Origin of the sequence: Sulfurimonas sp. HSL3-2, from assembly GCF_039645965.1 — a bacterium.
GTDB classification, from domain to species: domain Bacteria; phylum Campylobacterota; class Campylobacteria; order Campylobacterales; family Sulfurimonadaceae; genus Hydrocurvibacter; species Hydrocurvibacter mobilis.
In genome coordinates this window covers 765,335-785,111 of sequence record NZ_CP147917.1, presented here as the reverse complement: position 1 = coordinate 785,111, position 19,777 = coordinate 765,335, and the positions used below count along the sequence as shown (strand labels likewise).

Annotated in this window: 23 protein-coding genes; all 23 read right to left on the bottom strand. The window is 39.1% G+C overall.

Features of this window, described 5'->3' with window-relative positions; all coding sequences use genetic code 11:
- Nucleotide 1: 1 nt before the first annotated feature.
- Nucleotides 2-682, bottom strand: a complete 681-nt coding sequence (locus WCX87_RS03985) for a TonB C-terminal domain-containing protein (RefSeq protein ID WP_345980750.1) — start codon at nt 680-682, stop codon at nt 2-4.
- 34 nt (nt 683-716) lie between these two features.
- Complete coding sequence (locus WCX87_RS03980; protein ID WP_345980749.1) at nt 717-1,109, bottom strand: biopolymer transporter ExbD; 393 nt, start codon at nt 1,107-1,109, stop codon at nt 717-719.
- Between the two features lie 2 nt (nt 1,110-1,111).
- A complete protein-coding gene (locus WCX87_RS03975; RefSeq protein WP_345980748.1) occupies nt 1,112-1,678 on the bottom strand; it encodes a MotA/TolQ/ExbB proton channel family protein in 567 nt (188 codons plus the stop codon).
- Nucleotides 1,679-1,685: 7 nt separating this feature from the next.
- A complete protein-coding gene (gene atpC / locus WCX87_RS03970) occupies nt 1,686-2,078 on the bottom strand; it encodes an ATP synthase F1 subunit epsilon (RefSeq protein ID WP_345980747.1) in 393 nt (130 codons plus the stop codon).
- A gap of 25 nt (nt 2,079-2,103) precedes the next feature.
- The gene (gene atpD, locus WCX87_RS03965; protein WP_345980746.1) at nt 2,104-3,504 is read right to left on the bottom strand and encodes a F0F1 ATP synthase subunit beta; all 1,401 of its coding nucleotides are present in this window, start codon (nt 3,502-3,504) and stop codon (nt 2,104-2,106) included.
- An 11-nt stretch (nt 3,505-3,515) separates the two neighbouring features.
- Nucleotides 3,516-4,406: an ATP synthase F1 subunit gamma gene (gene atpG, locus WCX87_RS03960; protein WP_345980745.1), complete on the bottom strand. Its 891-nt coding sequence runs from the start codon at nt 4,404-4,406 to the stop codon at nt 3,516-3,518.
- Nucleotides 4,407-4,418: 12 nt separating this feature from the next.
- Complete coding sequence (atpA, locus tag WCX87_RS03955) at nt 4,419-5,936, bottom strand: F0F1 ATP synthase subunit alpha (RefSeq protein WP_345980744.1); 1,518 nt, start codon at nt 5,934-5,936, stop codon at nt 4,419-4,421.
- Between the two features lie 21 nt (nt 5,937-5,957).
- Nucleotides 5,958-6,491, bottom strand: coding sequence for a F0F1 ATP synthase subunit delta (locus WCX87_RS03950; RefSeq protein ID WP_345980743.1), 534 nt, complete (start codon nt 6,489-6,491; stop codon nt 5,958-5,960).
- The gene (locus WCX87_RS03945) at nt 6,491-7,006 is read right to left on the bottom strand and encodes a F0F1 ATP synthase subunit B (protein ID WP_345980742.1); all 516 of its coding nucleotides are present in this window, start codon (nt 7,004-7,006) and stop codon (nt 6,491-6,493) included. The genes WCX87_RS03950 and WCX87_RS03945 overlap by 1 nt, the downstream gene beginning before the upstream one ends.
- 8 nt (nt 7,007-7,014) lie before the next feature.
- On the bottom strand, nt 7,015-7,437 hold the full coding sequence (locus WCX87_RS03940) for a FoF1 ATP synthase subunit B' (RefSeq protein ID WP_345980741.1): 423 nt from the start codon (nt 7,435-7,437) through the stop codon (nt 7,015-7,017).
- An 88-nt stretch (nt 7,438-7,525) separates the two neighbouring features.
- Nucleotides 7,526-8,368 (bottom strand): ParB/RepB/Spo0J family partition protein, encoded by an 843-nt coding sequence (locus WCX87_RS03935; protein WP_345980740.1) that lies wholly within the window; start codon nt 8,366-8,368, stop codon nt 7,526-7,528.
- Nucleotides 8,368-9,150, bottom strand: a complete 783-nt coding sequence (locus WCX87_RS03930) for an AAA family ATPase (protein WP_345980739.1) — start codon at nt 9,148-9,150, stop codon at nt 8,368-8,370. The genes WCX87_RS03935 and WCX87_RS03930 overlap by 1 nt, the downstream gene beginning before the upstream one ends.
- The gene (locus tag WCX87_RS03925; protein WP_345980738.1) at nt 9,147-9,782 is read right to left on the bottom strand and encodes a biotin--[acetyl-CoA-carboxylase] ligase; all 636 of its coding nucleotides are present in this window, start codon (nt 9,780-9,782) and stop codon (nt 9,147-9,149) included. The genes WCX87_RS03930 and WCX87_RS03925 overlap by 4 nt, the downstream gene beginning before the upstream one ends.
- Nucleotides 9,763-10,671 (bottom strand): methionyl-tRNA formyltransferase, encoded by a 909-nt coding sequence (gene fmt, locus WCX87_RS03920; RefSeq protein ID WP_345980737.1) that lies wholly within the window; start codon nt 10,669-10,671, stop codon nt 9,763-9,765. The genes WCX87_RS03925 and fmt overlap by 20 nt, the downstream gene beginning before the upstream one ends.
- A gap of 2 nt (nt 10,672-10,673) precedes the next feature.
- A complete protein-coding gene (proB, locus tag WCX87_RS03915; RefSeq protein WP_345980736.1) occupies nt 10,674-11,441 on the bottom strand; it encodes a glutamate 5-kinase in 768 nt (255 codons plus the stop codon).
- A complete protein-coding gene (gene obgE / locus WCX87_RS03910) occupies nt 11,438-12,544 on the bottom strand; it encodes a GTPase ObgE (RefSeq protein ID WP_345980735.1) in 1,107 nt (368 codons plus the stop codon). Before obgE ends, proB begins: the two co-directional genes overlap by 4 nt.
- Before the next feature lie 158 nt (nt 12,545-12,702).
- Complete coding sequence (gene rpmA, locus WCX87_RS03905; RefSeq protein ID WP_345980734.1) at nt 12,703-12,960, bottom strand: 50S ribosomal protein L27; 258 nt, start codon at nt 12,958-12,960, stop codon at nt 12,703-12,705.
- A gap of 24 nt (nt 12,961-12,984) precedes the next feature.
- A complete protein-coding gene (gene rplU, locus WCX87_RS03900) occupies nt 12,985-13,293 on the bottom strand; it encodes a 50S ribosomal protein L21 (protein WP_345980733.1) in 309 nt (102 codons plus the stop codon).
- 71 nt (nt 13,294-13,364) lie between these two features.
- Nucleotides 13,365-16,412 (bottom strand): efflux RND transporter permease subunit, encoded by a 3,048-nt coding sequence (locus WCX87_RS03895; RefSeq protein WP_345980732.1) that lies wholly within the window; start codon nt 16,410-16,412, stop codon nt 13,365-13,367.
- Nucleotides 16,413-16,418: 6 nt separating this feature from the next.
- On the bottom strand, nt 16,419-17,171 hold the full coding sequence (locus WCX87_RS03890) for an efflux RND transporter periplasmic adaptor subunit (RefSeq protein WP_345980731.1): 753 nt from the start codon (nt 17,169-17,171) through the stop codon (nt 16,419-16,421).
- Nucleotides 17,168-18,394, bottom strand: coding sequence for a TolC family protein (locus tag WCX87_RS03885; protein ID WP_345980730.1), 1,227 nt, complete (start codon nt 18,392-18,394; stop codon nt 17,168-17,170). Before WCX87_RS03885 ends, WCX87_RS03890 begins: the two co-directional genes overlap by 4 nt.
- The gene (locus tag WCX87_RS03880) at nt 18,391-18,987 is read right to left on the bottom strand and encodes a TetR/AcrR family transcriptional regulator (protein WP_345980729.1); all 597 of its coding nucleotides are present in this window, start codon (nt 18,985-18,987) and stop codon (nt 18,391-18,393) included. The genes WCX87_RS03885 and WCX87_RS03880 overlap by 4 nt, the downstream gene beginning before the upstream one ends.
- A gap of 84 nt (nt 18,988-19,071) precedes the next feature.
- Nucleotides 19,072-19,776, bottom strand: a complete 705-nt coding sequence (locus WCX87_RS03875) for a pirin family protein (protein ID WP_345980728.1) — start codon at nt 19,774-19,776, stop codon at nt 19,072-19,074.
- Between the last annotated feature and the right edge of the window lies 1 nt (nt 19,777).

Below are 19,777 nucleotides of genomic sequence, written 5' to 3'. Positions count from 1 at the left end.
TCTACTCCTTAGCTACTAATGTAATTATATAATTTCCGTCTTTATTTTCAGGGTTCTCGGGAAATCTTAACATCATGACCCTGTTTTTTAATCTATCTACTTCAGCATTGAAAATATCATCGCCGGAATAGGAAAGAATCCTAAAATCCAATACAGAACCGTCCGCACTGAGTCTTATGAGAATCTTAGCAGTTTGACCGCCTGTGTTTGGCGGCGGAAAAAAATTATTATAGATTTCTCCTTGTATTTTAGCTAAAAACTCATTAACCTCTTGACCCGATGAACTGTCATCACTTGTGACCTGTACATCTGCTTTGGAAAATTTTGTATTTTCGACTTTCTCTTTTAAAGACTCGACATCGTTTTTAGTACTTGTCTTTATCTTTTTTGTTAGGCGCTGCAACTCGTCATTATCAATCGTTTTTGCTTTTTTCTCACTGATCTTGTCAACAGACTTTGTCCAGACACTTGAAAACAGGGATGATACGTCTTGAGGTTTCTCAGTGCTTTCCGTCGGTGTATCGTTATTAATTTTTTTTGATTGATAGTTCTTTTGAGGCTGCATAACAATTGAGACCGTTATGGCATTGTCTTTTTTTAAAGCATATGACTTCAGCTGCTGTGATGAGAACAGCACGTATGAAAAAAGTGCAAAGACTAAAAGCAATATTACCGATGACATTAAGCCACTTATATAAAAGTAGCTGCTGTTGTTATTATCCATTTGTAGCTAGAGAGATCTCGCTGAATCCAGCTTGTTTTACAGCTGCGATTATCGACATGACCACACCGTAGTCTAATGACTTGTCTGCACTGATAGTAACGGTAGGTTTCCCCTTTAGAGTCTGTGAAAACTGCATAAAGTTATCTGCAAACGTCCTATACTCAAAACTGTTTTTATTGACTTTGATATTTCTATCTTTATCGATAGTTATATGAACAGGTGACACCTTAGATATCTGCTTTATCGCAGAACCTTGAGGCAGGTTTATCAACTCTTCATATACTATGTTCGGTGCGATGACCATAAGTATTGCAAGAAGAACTAGCATCACGTCCACTAGAGGAGTGATGTTTAATTCCGGTTTTTCATCCCAATCGTACTGCATCGTTATATACTCTTTGAAAGTATAGAATCAGACTGCATCTTTAGTAGACCAGAGAGTTCGAACGCTTTTCTCTTTAGTATTTGATGATACGTATATGCAAAGATAGCGACAAATATACCGCTTGCCGTTGCTACCAAGGCATCAGATACACCTGATGCTATTATCGCCATCGTACCGCTTGACTGTCCTATATGGCTGAATGTATCAAGGATAGATACAACCGTACCGAAAAGTCCTATAAACGGTGATGTAGATGCAACAATAGATAAAAAAGAGAGACCTTTTGTAGCTTCTTTCGTCGCTGCATACAATGCCAGATCAAAAAGTTCTTTCGAGATCTTAGACGAGCTTTTAATAAAATGACGTAAAAACGAGTGATCCGAAACGTGACTGGCACCCATAAGAATAGTCTCTAATGAAGAGTTCTCGTCAGATATCCATTTATTAAGCGAAAAAAATCTATAAAGAAAGACCCAATTAAGAGCAAAGAAGTACAAAGCCAGTACTGCCAGCACAAAAAGTGTGACAGGATGACTTTTGATATAAAAATCTATAATCTCATTTATCATAATGAAACTATATTAGCTTTTGAGCTGCGGTTTCAAGTCTAGCAGAAACAGTAGCAATCGCAGTTGAAGAGTCTGAAACATCTTCGATAAGCTTTTTAGCTTCTGCAAGAGCGTGTGCGATTTCGCTTTCAGATTCGCCTTGGATTGCAACAGCACCGTCTACCAGTACAACAACCTTTGACTCATCTACTTGGACAACTCCCCAATTTATAGCAACCGATTCAACAGTTTTATCTTCTGTCTCAAGGTCGATTACACCAGCTTGTAACAAAGTTGTTAACGAAGCGTGGTGTGCTAAAACTCCAAACTCACCCTCTTCACCGGGAAGAGTAGTACTAACGACATCACCGTTAAAGATTTCGCCGTTAGGAGTTAGGATTTCAAGTCTGAATGTATCCATAACAATCCTTTAGAGTTTATGTGGACTATTTACTTTTTTGCTTTTCAGCTTTAGCAATAGCCTCATCCATACCACCAACCATATAGAATGCTGATTCTGGCATGTGATCGAATTCACCCTCTAGGATACCTTTAAATCCTTTGATAGTGTCTTCAAGTTTAACATATTTACCAGGTGCACCTGTAAATACTTCTGCAACGAAGAACGGTTGAGATAAGAATTTTTCAATCTTACGAGCACGTTCAACAGTCGCTTTATCATCTTCGCTTAACTCGTCCATACCAAGAATCGCGATGATATCTTGTAGGTCTTTGTATTTTTGAAGAGTTTGTTGTACACCACGTGCAACAGCATAATGCTCTTCACCGATGATTTGTGGATCAAGTAGTCTTGAAGTTGAATCCAATGGATCAACCGCAGGATAGATACCTTTTTCCGCAATTTTACGGTTAAGAACTGTAGTAGCATCTAGGTGAGCGAAAACTGAAGCCGGAGCCGGGTCAGTCAAGTCATCCGCAGGTACGTATACAGCTTGAACAGATGTGATCGAACCAGATTTAGTTGATGTAATACGATCTTGTAAAGCACCCATCTCACGAGCTAGAGTCGGTTGGTAACCAACAGCTGAAGGGATACGTCCAAGAAGTGCAGACATCTCTGAACCTGATTGTGCGAAACGGAAGATGTTATCGATAAACATCAATACGTCAAGTTTTTTCTCATCACGGAAATACTCAGCCATTGTAAGACCAGTAAGTGCGATACGGTTACGTGCTCCTGGAGGCTCACTCATTTGTCCGTAGCACAGTGCAACTTTGTCCAATACGTTCGATTCAAGCATTTCGTGGTAAAGGTCATTTCCTTCACGAGTTCTTTCACCAACACCTGCAAATACAGATAGACCGTCATGTCCGTGTGCAACGTTGTGGATAAGTTCCATGATGATGACTGTTTTACCAACACCCGCACCACCGAATAGTCCTACTTTACCACCTTTTGCATAAGGAGCAAGTAAGTCAACAACTTTGATACCTGTTTCAAACATCTCAGTTTTAGTTGATTGATCAACTAATACCGGAGGATCACGGTGGATTGACCAAGTTTCACAATCTGTTACTTGCTCACCGTCATCTATTGTTTCACCGATAACGTTAAAGATACGTCCTAGAACTTTTTCACCAACAGGAACTTTAATCGGAGCACCTGTAGCTTTTGCTTCCATACCACGTACAAGACCTTCACTCATATCCATAGCGATAGTTCTAACACGACCATCACCAAGGTGGGCTGCAACTTCCAGTACGAGACGATACTCGTTACCTTCAACATTAGCCTTAACTTCAATTGCTTCGTTGATTACTGGAAGATATCCATCAAAATCAACGTCAACAACTGGACCCATAACTTGACTAATTTTACCAATCATATTTCTCTCCATTATTTCATAGACTCCACGCCGCTTATGATTTCTATAAGCTCTGTTGTAATAGCAGCTTGACGTGCTTTGTTATATTGAACATTTAATGTTTTAACCATCTCTTTAGCATTGTTTGTTGCTGCGTCCATCGCCTGCATACGAGCACTGTGCTCTGCTGCAACCGAATCTATCAACGCATAGTACATATTGTTTTCAACATACTTATTAAGTAGAGATTTTAACATTACTTCTTCATCTTGAGCTTCAATCTCTAATAAAGATTCTTTATCAGCATCTGCACAATCGAATTGATCTGAATCAATAGGTAAGATTTTATTTACATGTAACTCTTGAGTAATAACATTTTTATACCCGTTGTATACGATGTAGATACCATCTGTTTTCCCATCATAAAAATCATTCATCGATGTAGCGATAAACTTGCTTGAACGCTCTAAATCTGGTTTTGAACTTAAGTCTTTAACTTCATCGAACATTTCGATTTCTTTAAATTTAAAGTATTCAATACCTTTTTTACCGACTCCACGAAGACGTATTTTAACTTGCTTACCTTGGAACTCAGATATTAGTTTGTTTACAGCTTTAAGTGTTTGAATATTAAAACCGCCACATAGACCTTTATCTGCAGTAACAAAAATAATGTCAACCATCTTTGGATTTTCAATCTTTTCAAAAGAACGATTTCCAATACCTTCGACGTTATAACATTTTATACGACCAGCGATTTCGGCAATAACCTGATTTATCTTACTAGAAAAAAGACGTGAACGTTTTGCCAGTTCTTCAGCACGGCGAAGCTTTGCAGTAGATACAAGCTTCATCGCACGTGTAGTCTTTTGAGTGTTAGAAACACTCTTAATCTGTCTTTGAATATTTTTCAAGTTTGCCATAGAAATACTTCCTTACGCTACTATAAAACTAGTTTTGAACTCTTCTAGTGCTTTCTTCATCAACGCATTTGTATCGTCGTCGATTTTAGATGTACTTCTGATGCTCTCAAAAATTTGAGGATAAGAAGCTTCGATAAACGGATATAACTCAGATTCAAAACGAACTACATTTGATGCGTCCATATCATCTAGGAAACCTTCATTACCTGCGAAGATAATAAGAGCTTGTTTCTCAGCTGACAATGGAGAATATGGAGGTTGTTTAAGAACTTCGACCATTCTTTGTCCACGCTCAAGTTGTTTACGAGAAACTTCGTCAAGATCAGATGCGAATTGTGCAAACGCTTGAAGTTCACGGTATTGTGCAAGGTCAAGACGTAGTGTACCAGCAACTTGTTTAGTAGCTTTGATTTGCGCAGCACCACCAACACGAGAAACTGAAAGACCAACGTTGATCGCCGGACGTACTCCTGAGTTGAATAAGTCAGTTTCTAGGAAGATCTGACCATCTGTAATAGAGATAACGTTTGTCGGGATATATGCCGCAACGTCACCAGCTTGAGTTTCGATGATTGGAAGAGCAGTTAAAGAACCTGCACCTTTTTCATCATTTAACTTAGCTGCACGCTCTAGTAAACGAGAGTGTAGATAGAAAACATCCCCTGGGTAAGCTTCACGGCCTGGAGGGCGACGAAGAATAAGTGACATTTCACGGTATGCAACTGCATGTTTAGTTAAATCATCATATACGATTAGACCATGACGTGCGTTATCACGGAAGTATTCTCCCATAGTAACACCAGTATATGGAGCTAAGAATTGTAATGCAGCAGCTTCAGCAGCTGTAGCAGAAACGATAATTGTATATTCCATTGCACCATGTTCTTCTAGACGACGAACAACTTGAGCAACTGTTGATTGTTTTTGACCAACAGCAACATATATACATACAACACCGTTACCTTTTTGGTTGATGATCGCATCTAATGCAACTGTAGTTTTACCAGTTTGACGGTCACCGATGATAAGCTCACGTTGACCACGACCGATTGGAACTAGAGCATCGATTGCTTTAATACCAGTTGCAAGTGGTTCATGAACAGATTTACGAGCCATAATACCAGGTGCTTTTTCCTCAACTAAACGAGTTTCAGTTGTTTCGATCGGACCTTTACCGTCAATCGGCTCACCAAGTGCATTAACAACACGTCCAAGTAACGCATCACCAACAGGTACACTTAAAAGTTTTCCTAAACGTTTAACGCTCATTCCCTCTTTTAATGCATTCCCGCTACCAAGTATAACTATACCTGCACTACTCTCTTCAAGATTCATAGCTAATCCTTGAGTTCCCTCTTCGAATTCAACCATTTCACCAGCCATAACATTGTTTAAACCATAAACTTGTGCAACACCATCAGCATAAGATACTATCTTACCTGTTTCATTGATATCAACACTAAGTTCAAAGTTTTCGATACGTTCTTTAATAATAGAACTAATTTCGTCAGCTTTTACTTTTGCTACCACTACTATTCTCCTCTCTTCGTATTAAATTGCTTTTAAAATATGCTCAATAATTTGAGTATTTATTCTAGATTTTGAAAAATCGATTTCGATTCCAAGATCTTCAACTTTCATCTTTATACCATCAAAATCATTTTTAACAAACTCTAAAGTGATATTTGAATCAATTTTTTTACTAATCCCCGAGCTTAACTCTTTTAATGCAGCTGCATCAATATCGCTATTGCTGTACACAACTCCACTATAAGAATTATTGATCTTTGCAATCTCTTTCTTTATAACTTTTGCTAATGCAGGAATTATATTGATACGATTGTGCTCAACCAGCAAACTCATAAAACCATTCAACTCTTTTGATTCAACAGATTTTACTGAATCTAAAAGAATGTCAAGTTTTTGACTCTTTGCAACGTTTGGATTATCCATAATTTGAGAATATTTTAAATTTTTGAATTCATCAGTCAATGCATCAAAAACAGAACTAATAGCGACTAATTCATCACCCTTAAAAATGTCTTTTAACGCTTTAACGTAACGTTTTGCTATTAACTCTTCCATTATGCAACCTTTTTCAAGATAACATCAACCATAGCTTTTTTATCAAGGTTGCTATTATCTTCCATTAGTAATTCATTCAAAGTAGCGTCAACCACTTCTCTTACCATTTTTCTTTTTTCAAACTCCATCATAGAAACATTTTGCTTCCCTATGATCTCAAGTTCGTTATTACATTGGTTCATAATGTTGTCGTTAAGAACTTTATTCTCTTTTTTAGCAGCTTCTAAAATCTCTTTTGCTAATTTTTCAGAATCTTGAACTTTTTGTAAAGCTTTCTCTTTCGCTACTTTTGATTCATTCAACTTATCTTGAACTTTTTGTAGCTCATCAGAAATTGATTTACTTCTACCAGAAAAGTAGTTTTTTGCTGGTTCCGCAACAAAATACCAAATTATTCCGGCAAAAACTACAAAGTTAATAGTACGCCACAAAATATCTGTAGAGTGCATTGCACCCCCTTCAGATGCCAGTGCATAAGTTGATACCATAAGCATTAATAATACAATTCTACTCATGAACATCCTTACAGTTGACTAAATTTAGCTTTAATAGCTTCTTTAAACAGTGGGACTTGTGACAACAAGGCACTATTTAACTCTTCACGCTCTTGAGCTAAACTTTGTTCAAACTCAACATATTCACTTGCCAATTCAGCACGTTTTGCTTCTAACTTGCTTTGCGCTAATTCCTTAGCATCTGCAATTACCTTCTCTCTTAAAGCTGCCGCCTCCAATTTAGCATCCATAACAATTTGCTCAGCTTTTGCGATTAATGCGCTAACCTCTTCATCATTCGACCCGACTTGCTGCAGATCTTTTTTGATATCAGCATCACGCTTATTCATATAAGCTAGCAATGGGTTATAGAGCCAACTGTTTAGAACGGCAATAAGGATAAGAAATACAACCAGCGTTACACCAAGTAGTATCGGACTTATATCTAACATAGCACCTCCTAAAAGTTGCGTGATTATACTATTTATAAATTGAAACAATAGTTAAATATTGCTCTTTTTTTGTACAAATTTGATTTTTTTATGAAAGTTGTGAAAGAAATTGCTCTATTTTGTCTTGATCAGAAAATTCTACAGTCATTTTATTTGACTTAAATGATACTTTTAATCCAAAATCTTCAAGTTTTGTTTTTAATAATGAAAAATCCAGTTCCTCTTTTTCATTTTTTTCTGCCGGTCTGTCAAAATCGTTTTTAATTGACTTGACCATACTCTCTACATCTCTAACGCTCAATTTTTGTCCGATGATAGAATCTACGACCAATTGTTGATCTTTTTCATCCAGTCCGATCAATGCTCTTGCATGACCTGAAGATATCTTGTTTTCGATCAAAGCTTTTTGTGTTTTTTTCGAAAGCTGCAGAAGACGCATAGTATTTGTAATGTTAGTTCTGCTTTTGTGAATCTTTACCGCTAGATCTTCATGAGTAATGTTATGTATTTTTATTAACTCATCATATGCAGTAGCTAACTCGATAGCGTTTAACTCATCACGCTGAATATTTTCAATAAGTGCAAGCTGACGCATCTTCTCGTCATCGACTTTCATACAAATTGCACGGATAGTCTTGAGTTTAGCCAATTTTGAAGCACGAAGTCTTCTCTCACCTGATACTAAGATGTAGCCGTCGATATCTTCGATAACTACGATCGGCTGTAATAGCCCGTCATGTTTAATAGACTCGCTAAGTTCAAGTAAAGACTCTTCGTTAAAATGTTTTCTTGGCTGATATGGATTTGGCTGGATGTTTTTAAGAGGTATCTCTAAAACCGAGTCTGTGCTTGGTATCTCATTATCATAAACTTTTTCCATCTCTCCTAAGAGAGCACCTAGTCCACGACCTAATGCTGCTTTGCTTTTCATTATGCTATTATCGCTTGTGCTAGGTCTTGATATGCTTCAGAACCGCTAGATTTTACATCGTAAAGGATTACCGGTTTTCCAAAAGATGGAGACTCTGCAAGTTTTACGTTTCTCGGGATCACGATGTATTCGTTTTCAGGATCTTTAAAAAGCTTTCCTTGAAAATGTTGTCTTAAATCCGCGAACACCTGTTTTGAAAGGTTGTTTTGAGAACTGAACATCGTTGGAAGGAAACCTTTAATAGAAAGTTTCGGATTGATCGTCTTACGGATAAGTCTGACCGTGTTTAAAAGCTGTGCAAGACCTTCAAGTGCAAAGAACTCACACTGTATAGGAATGATCACAGAGTTTGAAGCCGAAAGTGCATTGATAGTCATCGGTCCAAGTGCCGGAGGAGAATCGATAATGATATAGTCATAATCTTTTATGACTAAAGAGATCGCACGTTTGAGTACAAGCTCTCTTCCTTCAGTGTTTCCAGATTCATAGTACTCTTTTTCAATCCCGACAAGACCTATATTCGATGGAGCTAGGTGCAGAGTCGGAAGCGTGGATTTCAGGATTATGTCTTTTAGTTTTTTTGTACCGATAAGTACATGATAGATATTGAACTCATAATCATTTCTATGAAATCCAAGAGATGTCGTTGCATTTGCTTGAGGATCGGCATCTATTAAAAGAACTTTTTTTTCTGCTACAGCCAGTGATGCTGCAAGGTTTACAGCAGTCGTAGTCTTACCCACTCCACCTTTTTGATTAGCTATTACAATTACTTCACTCATCTTAAACTAAATATCCTTTGACCATCGCTTATAATTGAACCATCATCCTGCAAAATCGCATTCAATAGAGAAACTCTTTTATCCACGCCGTGAGCAAAATAGTTTTTGCTTTTGTCAAATTCTAACTTATATTTACTAAAAATATGCTTCCATCTGATATTTTTTTTCAAATAATTAAAATAACAATTTAAAATATTTTCTTTAGAAATCTCAACATCAAGCTTTGAAAATCCCTCGGGAGCGGAAGATAGATTCAATCCTATACCGCATACCAAGTCATCTTTGACGATGTTTGTAATTGTACCGCCGATCTTATTGTCACCTATATAAAAATCATTCGGCCATTTTAACCAGACTTTTGAACCGTTATCTTCCAAAACCTGTTTTAAAAGATATGAAAAATAGATAGATGATGATTCCAGTTTCAGATCATCGGGAAGATCTTTTATGGGGATGCTGAATGAAAAGAAAAGGTTCCCCTCCTCTCCTATCCAGCTATTACCTCTGCTGCCTTGTCCTGCATACTGAGTATGTGCGACAACGGCTACGGGAGATACAAGTTCTTTCTTTTTTAACCGCTCTTTTAAATACTTTTGTGTCGAATCTACTACATCAAGATAGATAATCTTCAACTTTTAAACGCTTTCCATTGATATAAGAGATGATATCCATCTCATTTTTTGATGCTGGCTGGACTCTGTAGACCTTTATGGCTCCAAGTTCGCATCCTACTACTATATGATCATCATTTATATATAAGATCTTTCCCGGACCGTATGAATGACATGCCGAGTGCAGTTTTATCTCTTTTAGTTTTAACCCGCTCTTTAAATAGATGCCGGGCCACGGCGTAAAAGCTCTGTATTTATTATATAAGATAACGGCATCTTCAAATGCTATCTCACCGTCCGCTTTAGTGATCTTTGAGCAGTTCGTCGCTTCTTTGTCATCTTGTTTTTCCTGCTTGTAGCTGCCATAATTTCTTAACACGTCTAAAGTCAGGTCCGCTGCGACATGCGTCAGCTTTTCAAAAAGTGACTCCACCATCTCGTCATCGTCTATTGCGATCTTGGATATTTTGATGATGTCTCCGGTGTCTAATCCCACATCCATCTTCATTGCCGTCACACCGGTATATGTATCGCCGTTTAAGATAGCTTCTTGGATCGGGCTTGCCCCGCGGTACTTTGGAAGTACGGATGCATGAAGGTTTATGCACGGTGCATGCTGCAGTATCTCAAGCGGCAAGATCTGTCCGTAAGCGGCAACGACTATATAGTCGCATTTGATCTGAAGGAGCTCGTCTACGACCTCTTTATCTCTAAGTCTTGATGGTTGATATACCGGGATACCGGCATCTTGTGCAGTGAGTTTGACAGGAGGAGGTGTCATGACCTTTTTTCGTCCGACAGGTTTGTCAGGCTGTGTATAAACAGCTACGACCTCCATCTCTTTAGCTTTGATCAACTCTTCTAAAATTTTCTGGGCATACGTCGGTGTACCCATAAAGATAATTTTCAAAATTAAATCTCCTTACATGTAAAGAGTGTTCCGCCTAAATGTTTATCATCTATTAGAAAACTTCTTACATCTTCTAGATTAAATCCACTCGCCAAAAACATCTCACGTTCACATGTAAGCATATAAGATGCTGCTTTTAACTTTGTGACTATACCGCCTGTTGCAAACTCATTGTTAGGAGAAGCATTTTGCTGCAGTTCCGCCTCATCTATAAAGTTTACGACTTTTCTTACTTTCGCATCACTGTTTTTATGTGGATCACTATCATAGTATGCATCTATGTCTGAAAGTATTATAAGCATATCTGCATTAATATTACAAGCGACGTACGCTGAAAGCTGATCGTTATCACCGACAACGAGTTCTTCGATAGCCGTTGCATCATTTTCATTTACAATAGGTATGACACCGTTTTGCAGTAGAACGTTCATCGTGTTTTTGATCTTCTCGTTTTGAGAAGGGGTGCTAAGATTTCCCGCAGTAAGCAGGATCTGCGCGCATAGCTCATTATGTTCAGCAAAAGCAAGACGGTACTTTTTCATCAAAAGAGGCTGCCCTATAGCAGCAAGAGCCTGTTTGTTTTCCAATATTTTTTTATCGAGTTTTAACTGTGTATAGCCTGCAGAGACTGCACCTGAAGAGACTAAGACGACCTCATATTTTTTTTTGAGGTCAACTAAGAGTTTAACAATACTGTGTAGTCTATTCTCAGCAATCTGCAAATCCTGTGTTAATACAGCACTTCCTACTTTGATGACTACACGTTTCATTTTTGTTGTCTATCCGTATGGACTAGATTAAAGAGGGCATATTTTAATGCTTCGATATTTTTATTTGTCGCAGATGAGATAGGAGCTACGAAGTATGGTTTTGTTCTGTCATACCCTAATGTCTCATCAGCCGTATCTTGAATAAAATACGGAAGATTCGTATCAAAATCGAACTCACTTTTTTCATTCGCTTTTAGACCTAAAAGTTTTAGAAAACCGTTTACAAGCTCAGTTATCTCCTCTTGAGGAACGATATCTACTCTTGTGAGAGCTATAGCGTATTTACTGTTACCGAGTATCTCTGAAAAAGATTCGACCTCATTTTTCAAAGTCTCAAACTGCTCTTTTAGATCTCTGTATGAAGCAAGGTCTATCATAAAAAGAAGTGTTTTTGTTCTCTCGATATGACGAAGGAACTGGATACCAAGCCCTTTTCCTTCACTTGCTCCGCCGATGATCCCCGGGATATCTGCCATTACAAATGATTCATAGTCACCTATGTTTACCTGTCCGAGTTTTGGCGTAAGAGTCGTAAACTCATAGTTAGCTATTTCAGGACGGGCATTAGAGACTGTCGAGATCAGTGTTGATTTTCCGACATTCGGGAAACCTACAAGACCGACATCGGCGATAAGTTTCAGGTCTAGTTTAATACTTCTAGTTTCACCCGCTTCACCCGGCTGACAATAAGTCGGTCTTTGATTTGTTGATGACTTAAAGTGAGTATTTCCAAGTCCGCCTTTTCCGCCTTCTAGGAACATCACTTCCTGTCCGTCTTCAAGCAGGTCAAAAAGAACCTTTCCGCTCTCTTTGTCTATGATCTGAGTTCCGGGAGGGACGATGATTACTTTCTTCTCTCCGGATTTTCCAGTCATGTTTCTTGGTGCGCCCGGTACACCGTTATCTGCTTTTATATGCATATTTTTTTGAAAATGAGATAGTGTATGCGTGTTGTTATCACACTTAAACCAGACATCACCGCCTTTTCCACCGTCACCACCATTTGGCCCGCCGTTTACAACAAACTTTTCACGACGAAATGAAGCACAACCTGCTCCACCTTTACCAGAAGAAACGGTAAGTTCTACACTATCTATAAACATAAAAATCCTTGGGCAATATTTAAAAATTCATTCTACTTACATGTAAGAGAAAATAAACTGTTAAAGATTGAAATTTAAAACGAAATTATAGTTAAAAAAATGAATTAAAAAAAGAGTTTGTCAGAAAAATCTTTAGGCCGAAGCCTAAGGATATGAAATTATGCAGCAGGTACGATTGAAACTTGTTTGCGTGATTTGTCTTTACGCTCAAATTTCACAACACCGTCTACAAGTGCGTATAAAGTATGATCTTTACCCATACCAATGTTTAGACCTGGATGAACTTTTGTTCCTCTTTGACGAACGATAATGTTCCCTGCTCTAACTGTTTCACCACCGTATTTTTTAACGCCAAGTCTACGACCAGCTGAATCACGGTTATTCTGTGTACTACCCTGACCTTTCTTATGAGCCATATCTATCTCCTACTTTTTAGTTAATTACGCAGCTATTTTAGTGATGCGTACACGTGTGAAGTCTCTTCTGAAACCACGTTTTACTTTACTGTCTTTACGACGACGTTTTTTGAAAGTAATAACTTTTTTAGCACGACCTTCATTGATAACTTCTGCAGTTACAACAGCACCCTCAACAAATGGAGTACCTAGTTTTAGTTCACCAGCATTTACTGCAAGAACTTCTTTAATTTCAACAGTGTCTTTAGGTTCAAGACTCATCTTATCGAATAATAAGATATCACCCTCTTGAACTTTATATTGTTTACCACCGTTTTTGATGATTGCGTACATAGCGCTTCCTTAAATCTTAATAAGTATGTAAAAAGTTCGCGAATTATACATAAACTAGCTTTAAGTTTTGTTTAAATCTCTAACTTTTTACTTTCATACCACTTTCTCAACCATCTATCAAGAGGATTAATAAGTCTGTATATTACCGGTACAACCAAAAGTGTCAAAAACATCGAGCTTAGTAACCCTCCGATGACTGCTATTGCCATCGGTGCTTTTGTCTCACTTCCTAAGCTTGTACTAATCGCAATTGGAATCATAGCAAAAATCATGGCGATTGTAGTCATTAAAATAGGTCTTAACCTTTTTTCTCCTGCTTCAAGTAACGCTTCGTCCGCATTTTTCCCATTTTCAATGGCAGTATTTGCAAAATCTACAAGTAAAACAGCATTCTTTCCAACCATCCCCATAAGCAGCATAAAGCCGATCATGACAAAAAGACTGAAGTGCTCTCCTGTTGCAAAAAGTGCCAGCATAACCCCTATGATGCTAAGAGGAAGTGCCATCATGATGATAATAGGCTGGATAAGCGACTCATACAGCACCGCAAGGATAATGAACATCAATATGACCGAAAGTCCCACGGCTACACCGAAAGCCTTGCCGGTTTTTACCATCTCATCGGCAAATCCCGTAAATTTATATGTGACTCCCGGAGGCAGAAGTTTGTCGATCCCCTCTTTTGTATAGTTCACTGCACCGCCGAGGTCAAGCCCGAACAGATCCGCATAGATACTGACCTGTCTTTGTCGGTCAAAGTGATAGATACTTGCCTGAGATGAAGTATTTGTAAATCTCACCAAACCGCTTAAATAAACAAGTTGACCGTTTTTCGCACGCAATTGAATCTTTTTAATATCATCTATGCTCACTCTGTGCGCATCGTCAAAACGAAGCGTGATATTGTACTGCTTGCCGTTTTCCTCAAAATAAGATATCTCCAGATCACTTGAAAAAGCAGTCGAGATGGCTTGAGATATCTGTGATGCCGTAATGCCGAGTCTTGAAGCGTTCTCTCTGATGATGTTTATATCTATCTGCGGTTTTCCGTCATCAAGATTTGTGTCAACATCGACAAACCCTTTTTTCTTTTTCAGATAATCCGTAAGATTTTTTGTTCCCTTTTGAAGGTCTTCAAATGAATCTGACAGCAAGACTATCTGGTACGGTACACTGACCCCTGCACCTTTGATATTTGGGATCGCAGCGGCTGTTATGAACATATCTTTGTTCGAAAAAGGTTTCAACTCACCCCTGAAGTTTTGAATGATCTGTTCTTGATCGAGTTTTCTTTTGTCTTTTGGTGTCAGCTTGACATAGATAAGTGCCTTGTTCTTTTCCTGAACACTGTTGTATCCGACACTAAGTGTGGTAAAAAGGACATCTTTGTTTTTTCTTACCTGATCCTCTATCTTTTTGGATTCTCTTATCATCTCATCTAAAGAGATACCCGCATTTGCTCTTAGCTGTATCTCAAACTCCGCTTTATCCTCTTTTGGTATAAAGTCCATCCCTATCTTTGGAAACAGACTCAGTGAACCTACAAAAACAAGTATTACAAAGACAAGTGTCAAGAGTTTAAATCTCAAAACGAACTTCAGTGTCTTGTCATACATCCTCTCAAAAAGCTTAAATATCGGCTCTGTAATATTGTAAAACCTGCTCTCGCCTTTATGCAGGACTCTTGCGCTTAAACTCGGCATGAAACTCATAGCCACCGTGTATGAGATAACAACGGCAAAACCGACCGTCATCGCAAAGCTTTCAAAGAACTTTCCGACTATCCCGCTCATGTTTGCGACCGGAATAAATACGGCAAGAAGCATCGCTGAGATCGCAAGGATTGCAAACGCCATCTCTTTTACACCATATAATGCCGCTTCAAACTTGCCCATACCCGCTTCCATCTTTTTATAGATGTTCTCTAAGACGACGATAGCATCATCGATGATGATACCGATGGAGAGCGTCAAACCGATAAGCGTCATCTTGTTCAGATCAAAACCCATGTAGTCCATCAAAGCGATCGTACCCATGATAGAGATCGGAATGGAAAGAGCCGATACCGCCGTGATGGTAAAGTTACGCAAAAATCCAAAAACGATGATGACCGCGAGTATTGCACCGTAGACCAAGTCAAACTCGACATCTTCAAGAGAGTGGATAATAAAAGGAGCCGTATCCTGCAGTGTCTGCACTCCAAAGTCATCGCCTGCCATCTTTTGCAGCTGCGGCACGACATCTTTTACACGCTCTATAATATCAAGCGTATTTGTGCCCGAGATCTTTTGGACCTCAAGCATCACACCCTCTTGAGAGTTATATGAAGAGTAGCTTTTAGGATCACTCAGACCATCTTCAACAGTCGCGATATCTTTAAGTTTTATGTTGTCCTTGATAACGATATTTTTGAGTTCTTCGACACTCAGTGCATCGGCTTTTGTCTTTAAGACATACTCTTTTGTACGAGATATAAGCTTTCCGCCGCCTATCTTGACGTTCTCTTCTGCTACGATGTTATTTAACTCTTCAACAGTGATGCCGAACTTGTTCAACATCTCAATATTTGGATAGATACGTATCTCTTTGTCTTTATAGCCGATGATATTGATCGCACCCACACCGTTGATCTTTTGCAGTGTCGGTTTTACCTTTTCATCTGCAAAGACCATCAACTCTTTGATGTTGTCTTTTTTTGCAGTCAGGAAAACATTGATGACCGACGCCGAACCGATATCAAGTTTACTGACCAAAGGAGTCTTGGCTTTTGTAGGAAGCGTGACGGCAGAGACCTTGTCTCTGACATCATTCGTCGCTTCATCGATATTACGCTCCAAGAAGAACTTCACCGTCACGACACTCACGCCGTCACTGCTTGTAGAGACGATATTATCGACTCCGCCGATACTTGATACCGCTTCTTCTATCTTATCTGTTACCTGAGACTCGATCGTGCTTGATTCAGCTCCGGGATATACCGTTTTTACCGTCACCATCGGGAAGTCGACGTTTGGAAAAAGTGCTGCCGGCATCGACTTGAAACTCAGGTATCCGAAGATGACAAGAGTCATGACGTACATCAGTGTCGCGATCGGTCTCTTTATTGCAAATTTATACATCAAGACCTACTTTGTCTGTTTTGTTTGGATATAGCCGTCCCCAAACAATCCGACGATAAAATCATCTGCCATAACTTCAGCTTTGATCTTTCTGTTTGAGTTGTTCGCCGATGGATATATCTTAGATATTTTTCCCGTATACTCTTTCGTGTCCCCGTCTACTTTGTATCTAAAAGTGTCGCCTACTTTTACATCCTTCCAATGCGTCTGGTCAAACTCTACGATCAGTTTTCTTTTTGACGTGCTTTGGATATTGAAGACCGTCTTAACCATCATAGAGTTCACGACATCGCCGACCTCTATATCTTTATTGAATATGACTCCGTCAAAAGGTGCATAAAGAGTAGTATTATCCAGTAATGACTGTTTATAAGCGACATTTGCCTCAGCAGATGCCACAGCTACTTTCGCTCTTTCATACGCCAGCTGATACTTGTCGAACTGCGCTTCGTCTATAAGTGTCTTTATCTTCAATTGTCTCTCATAATCTCTTGAAGTGTACTGCAGGTTTACCTTTGCATCTTCGAGAGTGCTCTTTGCCATGTCTAGAGAAGCTTTTATATCAGAGTTTTGAAGCTCTGCCAGTCTGTCTCCTTTTTTTACTTTCGAGGAGATGTCGACGTAGACTTTTTCAACGATACCGCTTGCATAAAAGGCAAGATTCGCGCTTTTATCCGCTTTTACGTCAAATGTCGCATAGATATCCTCTGCATGCAGTCCTGCGAGCAGTACCAATAATCCAAATAGTATTTTTCTCATTTTAAATAATCTCCTATATTCTTTCCGCTGTAAAAGTAGTATGTCGCATACGCTATCTGTTCATCGTTTTTCGCTTTCGTATATAAAGCTTTTGCATTTGTAAGAGATGTCAAAGCATCAAGGTAAGTCACGTTGTCCGCGATGCCCGCATTATACTTTTCCTCTATGGTCTTAAATGCACTTTTTGCCGCTTCAAGAGCGCTTTGTGCGCTTTGTATCTCGGCTTTGCTTGTATTTAAACTCGCTTCTGCGATGCTGAAATTCACTTTTTGTTCATTTGTCAGATAATTGATCTGAGTATTGAGCGCCTGCGCGTTCACAAGTACCGCTTCTTTTGTCTTTTGCACCGAACCGTTGTCAAAGATCCTCATATTTAAAGTGACCATCAGTTTGTTCTGCTCTTTTGCACCCTCTGGATGTTGCAGGTCTGATCTGTCATATCCGTAAAGGCTGTATGTATCTTCGACTCTTAAGACAGGGTAGTAGACGCTTGCTAACGACTCTGCACTGTACTTTACGGAGTCTTTTTGTGCCATAAGGGCTTTTGTGGAGTCTATCAGTTCATAATCGCTGTTTGCAAGTTCTTCAAATGATGAATCATCCAGATTCTCTACGCTTTTTCCGACTTTTAGTTCCAGCTGTTTTGTAGCCGAGAGTATCTGAAGTTTTACGGATTCTATGTTGTAGACGTTTGTATCGTAAGCGGCTTGCAGTCTGTCGACATCATCTTTTGTTGCGACTTTTGCCAGATAGAACTGTGTCATGCGGTAAAGCTGTGCTTTTAACGATTTGTCCGCTTCTAGTCTGGCTTCTAAAGTAGCCTGCAGGGTCTTGATGGTAAAGAACTCCTGAACTATCTGTAAAGAGAGGCTTTTCTTCATCGCCTCAGTCTCAAAACTGCTTGCTTTGAACTCATTCTCTTTTTGATCGACCAATGAGGACTTGCGGCCACCGTCATAGATGTCGACACCTACTTTTGCATATCCCGCATATGTATCACCGGGCATATAGGGACTTCTCTCATCAAGTCTTTGATAAAATGCACCCACGTCCAATGTAGGAAAATAGGCACTTTTCTGTGAGTCCAGCTCTTTGCTTTTTGCATCCTGCGATAATGTTTTTGAGACCACCAGGTCACTGTTTTTCGTTGCAAAATCAAGCAGACCTTTCAAGTCGTCCGCACAAACGAAAACCGGCACCAATAGTAAAACTAATCTAATCATCTCTTCACCTCTATTAAATCAAATAGCGTATCTATATAATCGTCTATCTCTTTTTTAAGATCATCGATCGTATCAGTGACACAGCTTGATATAAACATCCCCTCGCCTAGAGCGAAAAGTCCGTTGGCCAGATTTATAGACTTCTCTATGATCTCACCCTTATCTATCCCCTCTTGGAGGATCTCTTTGAACCATCTGCGATACTCCTCAAAGCATCTGCTCTGAAACTCAATCATCTCTTTGTTCGGCTCGCTGAGCGTGATCGAGACAAAATCTTTATACAGCTCTCTTAATTCTGCCTCTTCTTCGCTGTAAAAGAAATCGGAAAATATTTTTATCTTCTCTTTTGTGGATGTTACTTTGGATATCTTCTTCTCTTTGAGTTCATTGTGTTTTTGAAGTAAAATATTCACGATCTCAAAAACGATATCCTCTTTGTTTTTAAAGTAATCGTAAAGCGTACCCTTGCCCACTCCTGCTGTTTTTGCTATCTGTGAAATCGTTATGCTTTTTATACCGTTTACGACAAAAAGCTCCTTACATGCAAGGGCGATATCGCGACGTTTTTGAACCTTGTCTACAATGATTGCCATAGACGCTCCATATAGAAAATAAGAATGACCGACCATCAGTCATTTATAGGATTGTAAAGTTTTCTTGCTTTATCTTTGCTTAATTCAAACAGCTTTCATCTCGATAAAAAGAAAATGCGAGTCATTTACAGCCTTTACATGTAAGCTCTTTTCATCCGTGATCTTGACGGCGTCGCTTCTCTTTACATGTAAGCCGTTTACTTCACTCTCGCCTTCTATCTGGACAAAATATATCTGTCTGCCATTGCCTATAGCAAAGCGGATCTCTTTACCGGCATCGAGTTCACTGACATAGATGTTAGCGTCTTGATGGAGCTTTACTTTTGCGTCGCCCTCTTCATCTGAGACGATATGCAGAAGTCTGTTCTTTCTCTCCTCCTCTTTATACGACACATCGCCGTATATCGTCGGCAACCCTTTTCTGGGAGGCATGATCCATATCTGCAGAAGTCTCAGATCATCTGTCTTGTGGTTGTTGTACTCTGAATGATACACGCCCTCGCCTGCACTCATATACTGCACTTCACCGCGCTTTAGCGTTCTCTCGTTTCCCATAGAGTCTTTATGCGTTATCTCGCCGTCTACGACATAAGAGATGATCTCCATATCGCGATGCGGATGCATTCCAAAACCGCTTTGCGGATGGACGATATCATCGTTTAAAACTCGCAGGACTCCAAAGTTCATATTGTCATAGTCTCTGTACTCGGCAAATGAAAAATGAAATCTGCTCTGCAGCCATCCTTGATCTGACAGGAACATCTTCTCTTTATCTATCTTTTTCAGCATC

Coding starts and splice junctions, on each gene's coding strand:
- WCX87_RS03985 (WP_345980750.1), bottom strand. CDS start 682: ATGTCATCGGTAATATTGCTTTTAGTCTTTGCACTTTTTTCATACGTG.
- WCX87_RS03980 (WP_345980749.1), bottom strand. CDS start 1,109: ATGCAGTACGATTGGGATGAAAAACCGGAATTAAACATCACTCCTCTA.
- WCX87_RS03975 (WP_345980748.1), bottom strand. CDS start 1,678: ATGATAAATGAGATTATAGATTTTTATATCAAAAGTCATCCTGTCACA.
- atpC (WP_345980747.1), bottom strand. CDS start 2,078: ATGGATACATTCAGACTTGAAATCCTAACTCCTAACGGCGAAATCTTT.
- atpD (WP_345980746.1), bottom strand. CDS start 3,504: ATGATTGGTAAAATTAGTCAAGTTATGGGTCCAGTTGTTGACGTTGAT.
- atpG (WP_345980745.1), bottom strand. CDS start 4,406: ATGGCAAACTTGAAAAATATTCAAAGACAGATTAAGAGTGTTTCTAAC.
- WCX87_RS03950 (WP_345980743.1), bottom strand. CDS start 6,491: ATGGAAGAGTTAATAGCAAAACGTTACGTTAAAGCGTTAAAAGACATT.
- WCX87_RS03945 (WP_345980742.1), bottom strand. CDS start 7,006: ATGAGTAGAATTGTATTATTAATGCTTATGGTATCAACTTATGCACTG.
- WCX87_RS03940 (WP_345980741.1), bottom strand. CDS start 7,437: ATGTTAGATATAAGTCCGATACTACTTGGTGTAACGCTGGTTGTATTT.
- WCX87_RS03935 (WP_345980740.1), bottom strand. CDS start 8,368: ATGAAAAGCAAAGCAGCATTAGGTCGTGGACTAGGTGCTCTCTTAGGA.
- WCX87_RS03930 (WP_345980739.1), bottom strand. CDS start 9,150: ATGAGTGAAGTAATTGTAATAGCTAATCAAAAAGGTGGAGTGGGTAAG.
- proB (WP_345980736.1), bottom strand. CDS start 11,441: ATGAAACGTGTAGTCATCAAAGTAGGAAGTGCTGTATTAACACAGGAT.
- obgE (WP_345980735.1), bottom strand. CDS start 12,544: ATGTTTATAGATAGTGTAGAACTTACCGTTTCTTCTGGTAAAGGTGGA.
- rpmA (WP_345980734.1), bottom strand. CDS start 12,960: ATGGCTCATAAGAAAGGTCAGGGTAGTACACAGAATAACCGTGATTCA.
- rplU (WP_345980733.1), bottom strand. CDS start 13,293: ATGTACGCAATCATCAAAAACGGTGGTAAACAATATAAAGTTCAAGAG.
- WCX87_RS03895 (WP_345980732.1), bottom strand. CDS start 16,412: ATGTATAAATTTGCAATAAAGAGACCGATCGCGACACTGATGTACGTC.
- WCX87_RS03890 (WP_345980731.1), bottom strand. CDS start 17,171: ATGAGAAAAATACTATTTGGATTATTGGTACTGCTCGCAGGACTGCAT.
- WCX87_RS03885 (WP_345980730.1), bottom strand. CDS start 18,394: ATGATTAGATTAGTTTTACTATTGGTGCCGGTTTTCGTTTGTGCGGAC.
- WCX87_RS03880 (WP_345980729.1), bottom strand. CDS start 18,987: ATGGCAATCATTGTAGACAAGGTTCAAAAACGTCGCGATATCGCCCTT.
- WCX87_RS03875 (WP_345980728.1), bottom strand. CDS start 19,776: ATGCTGAAAAAGATAGATAAAGAGAAGATGTTCCTGTCAGATCAAGGA.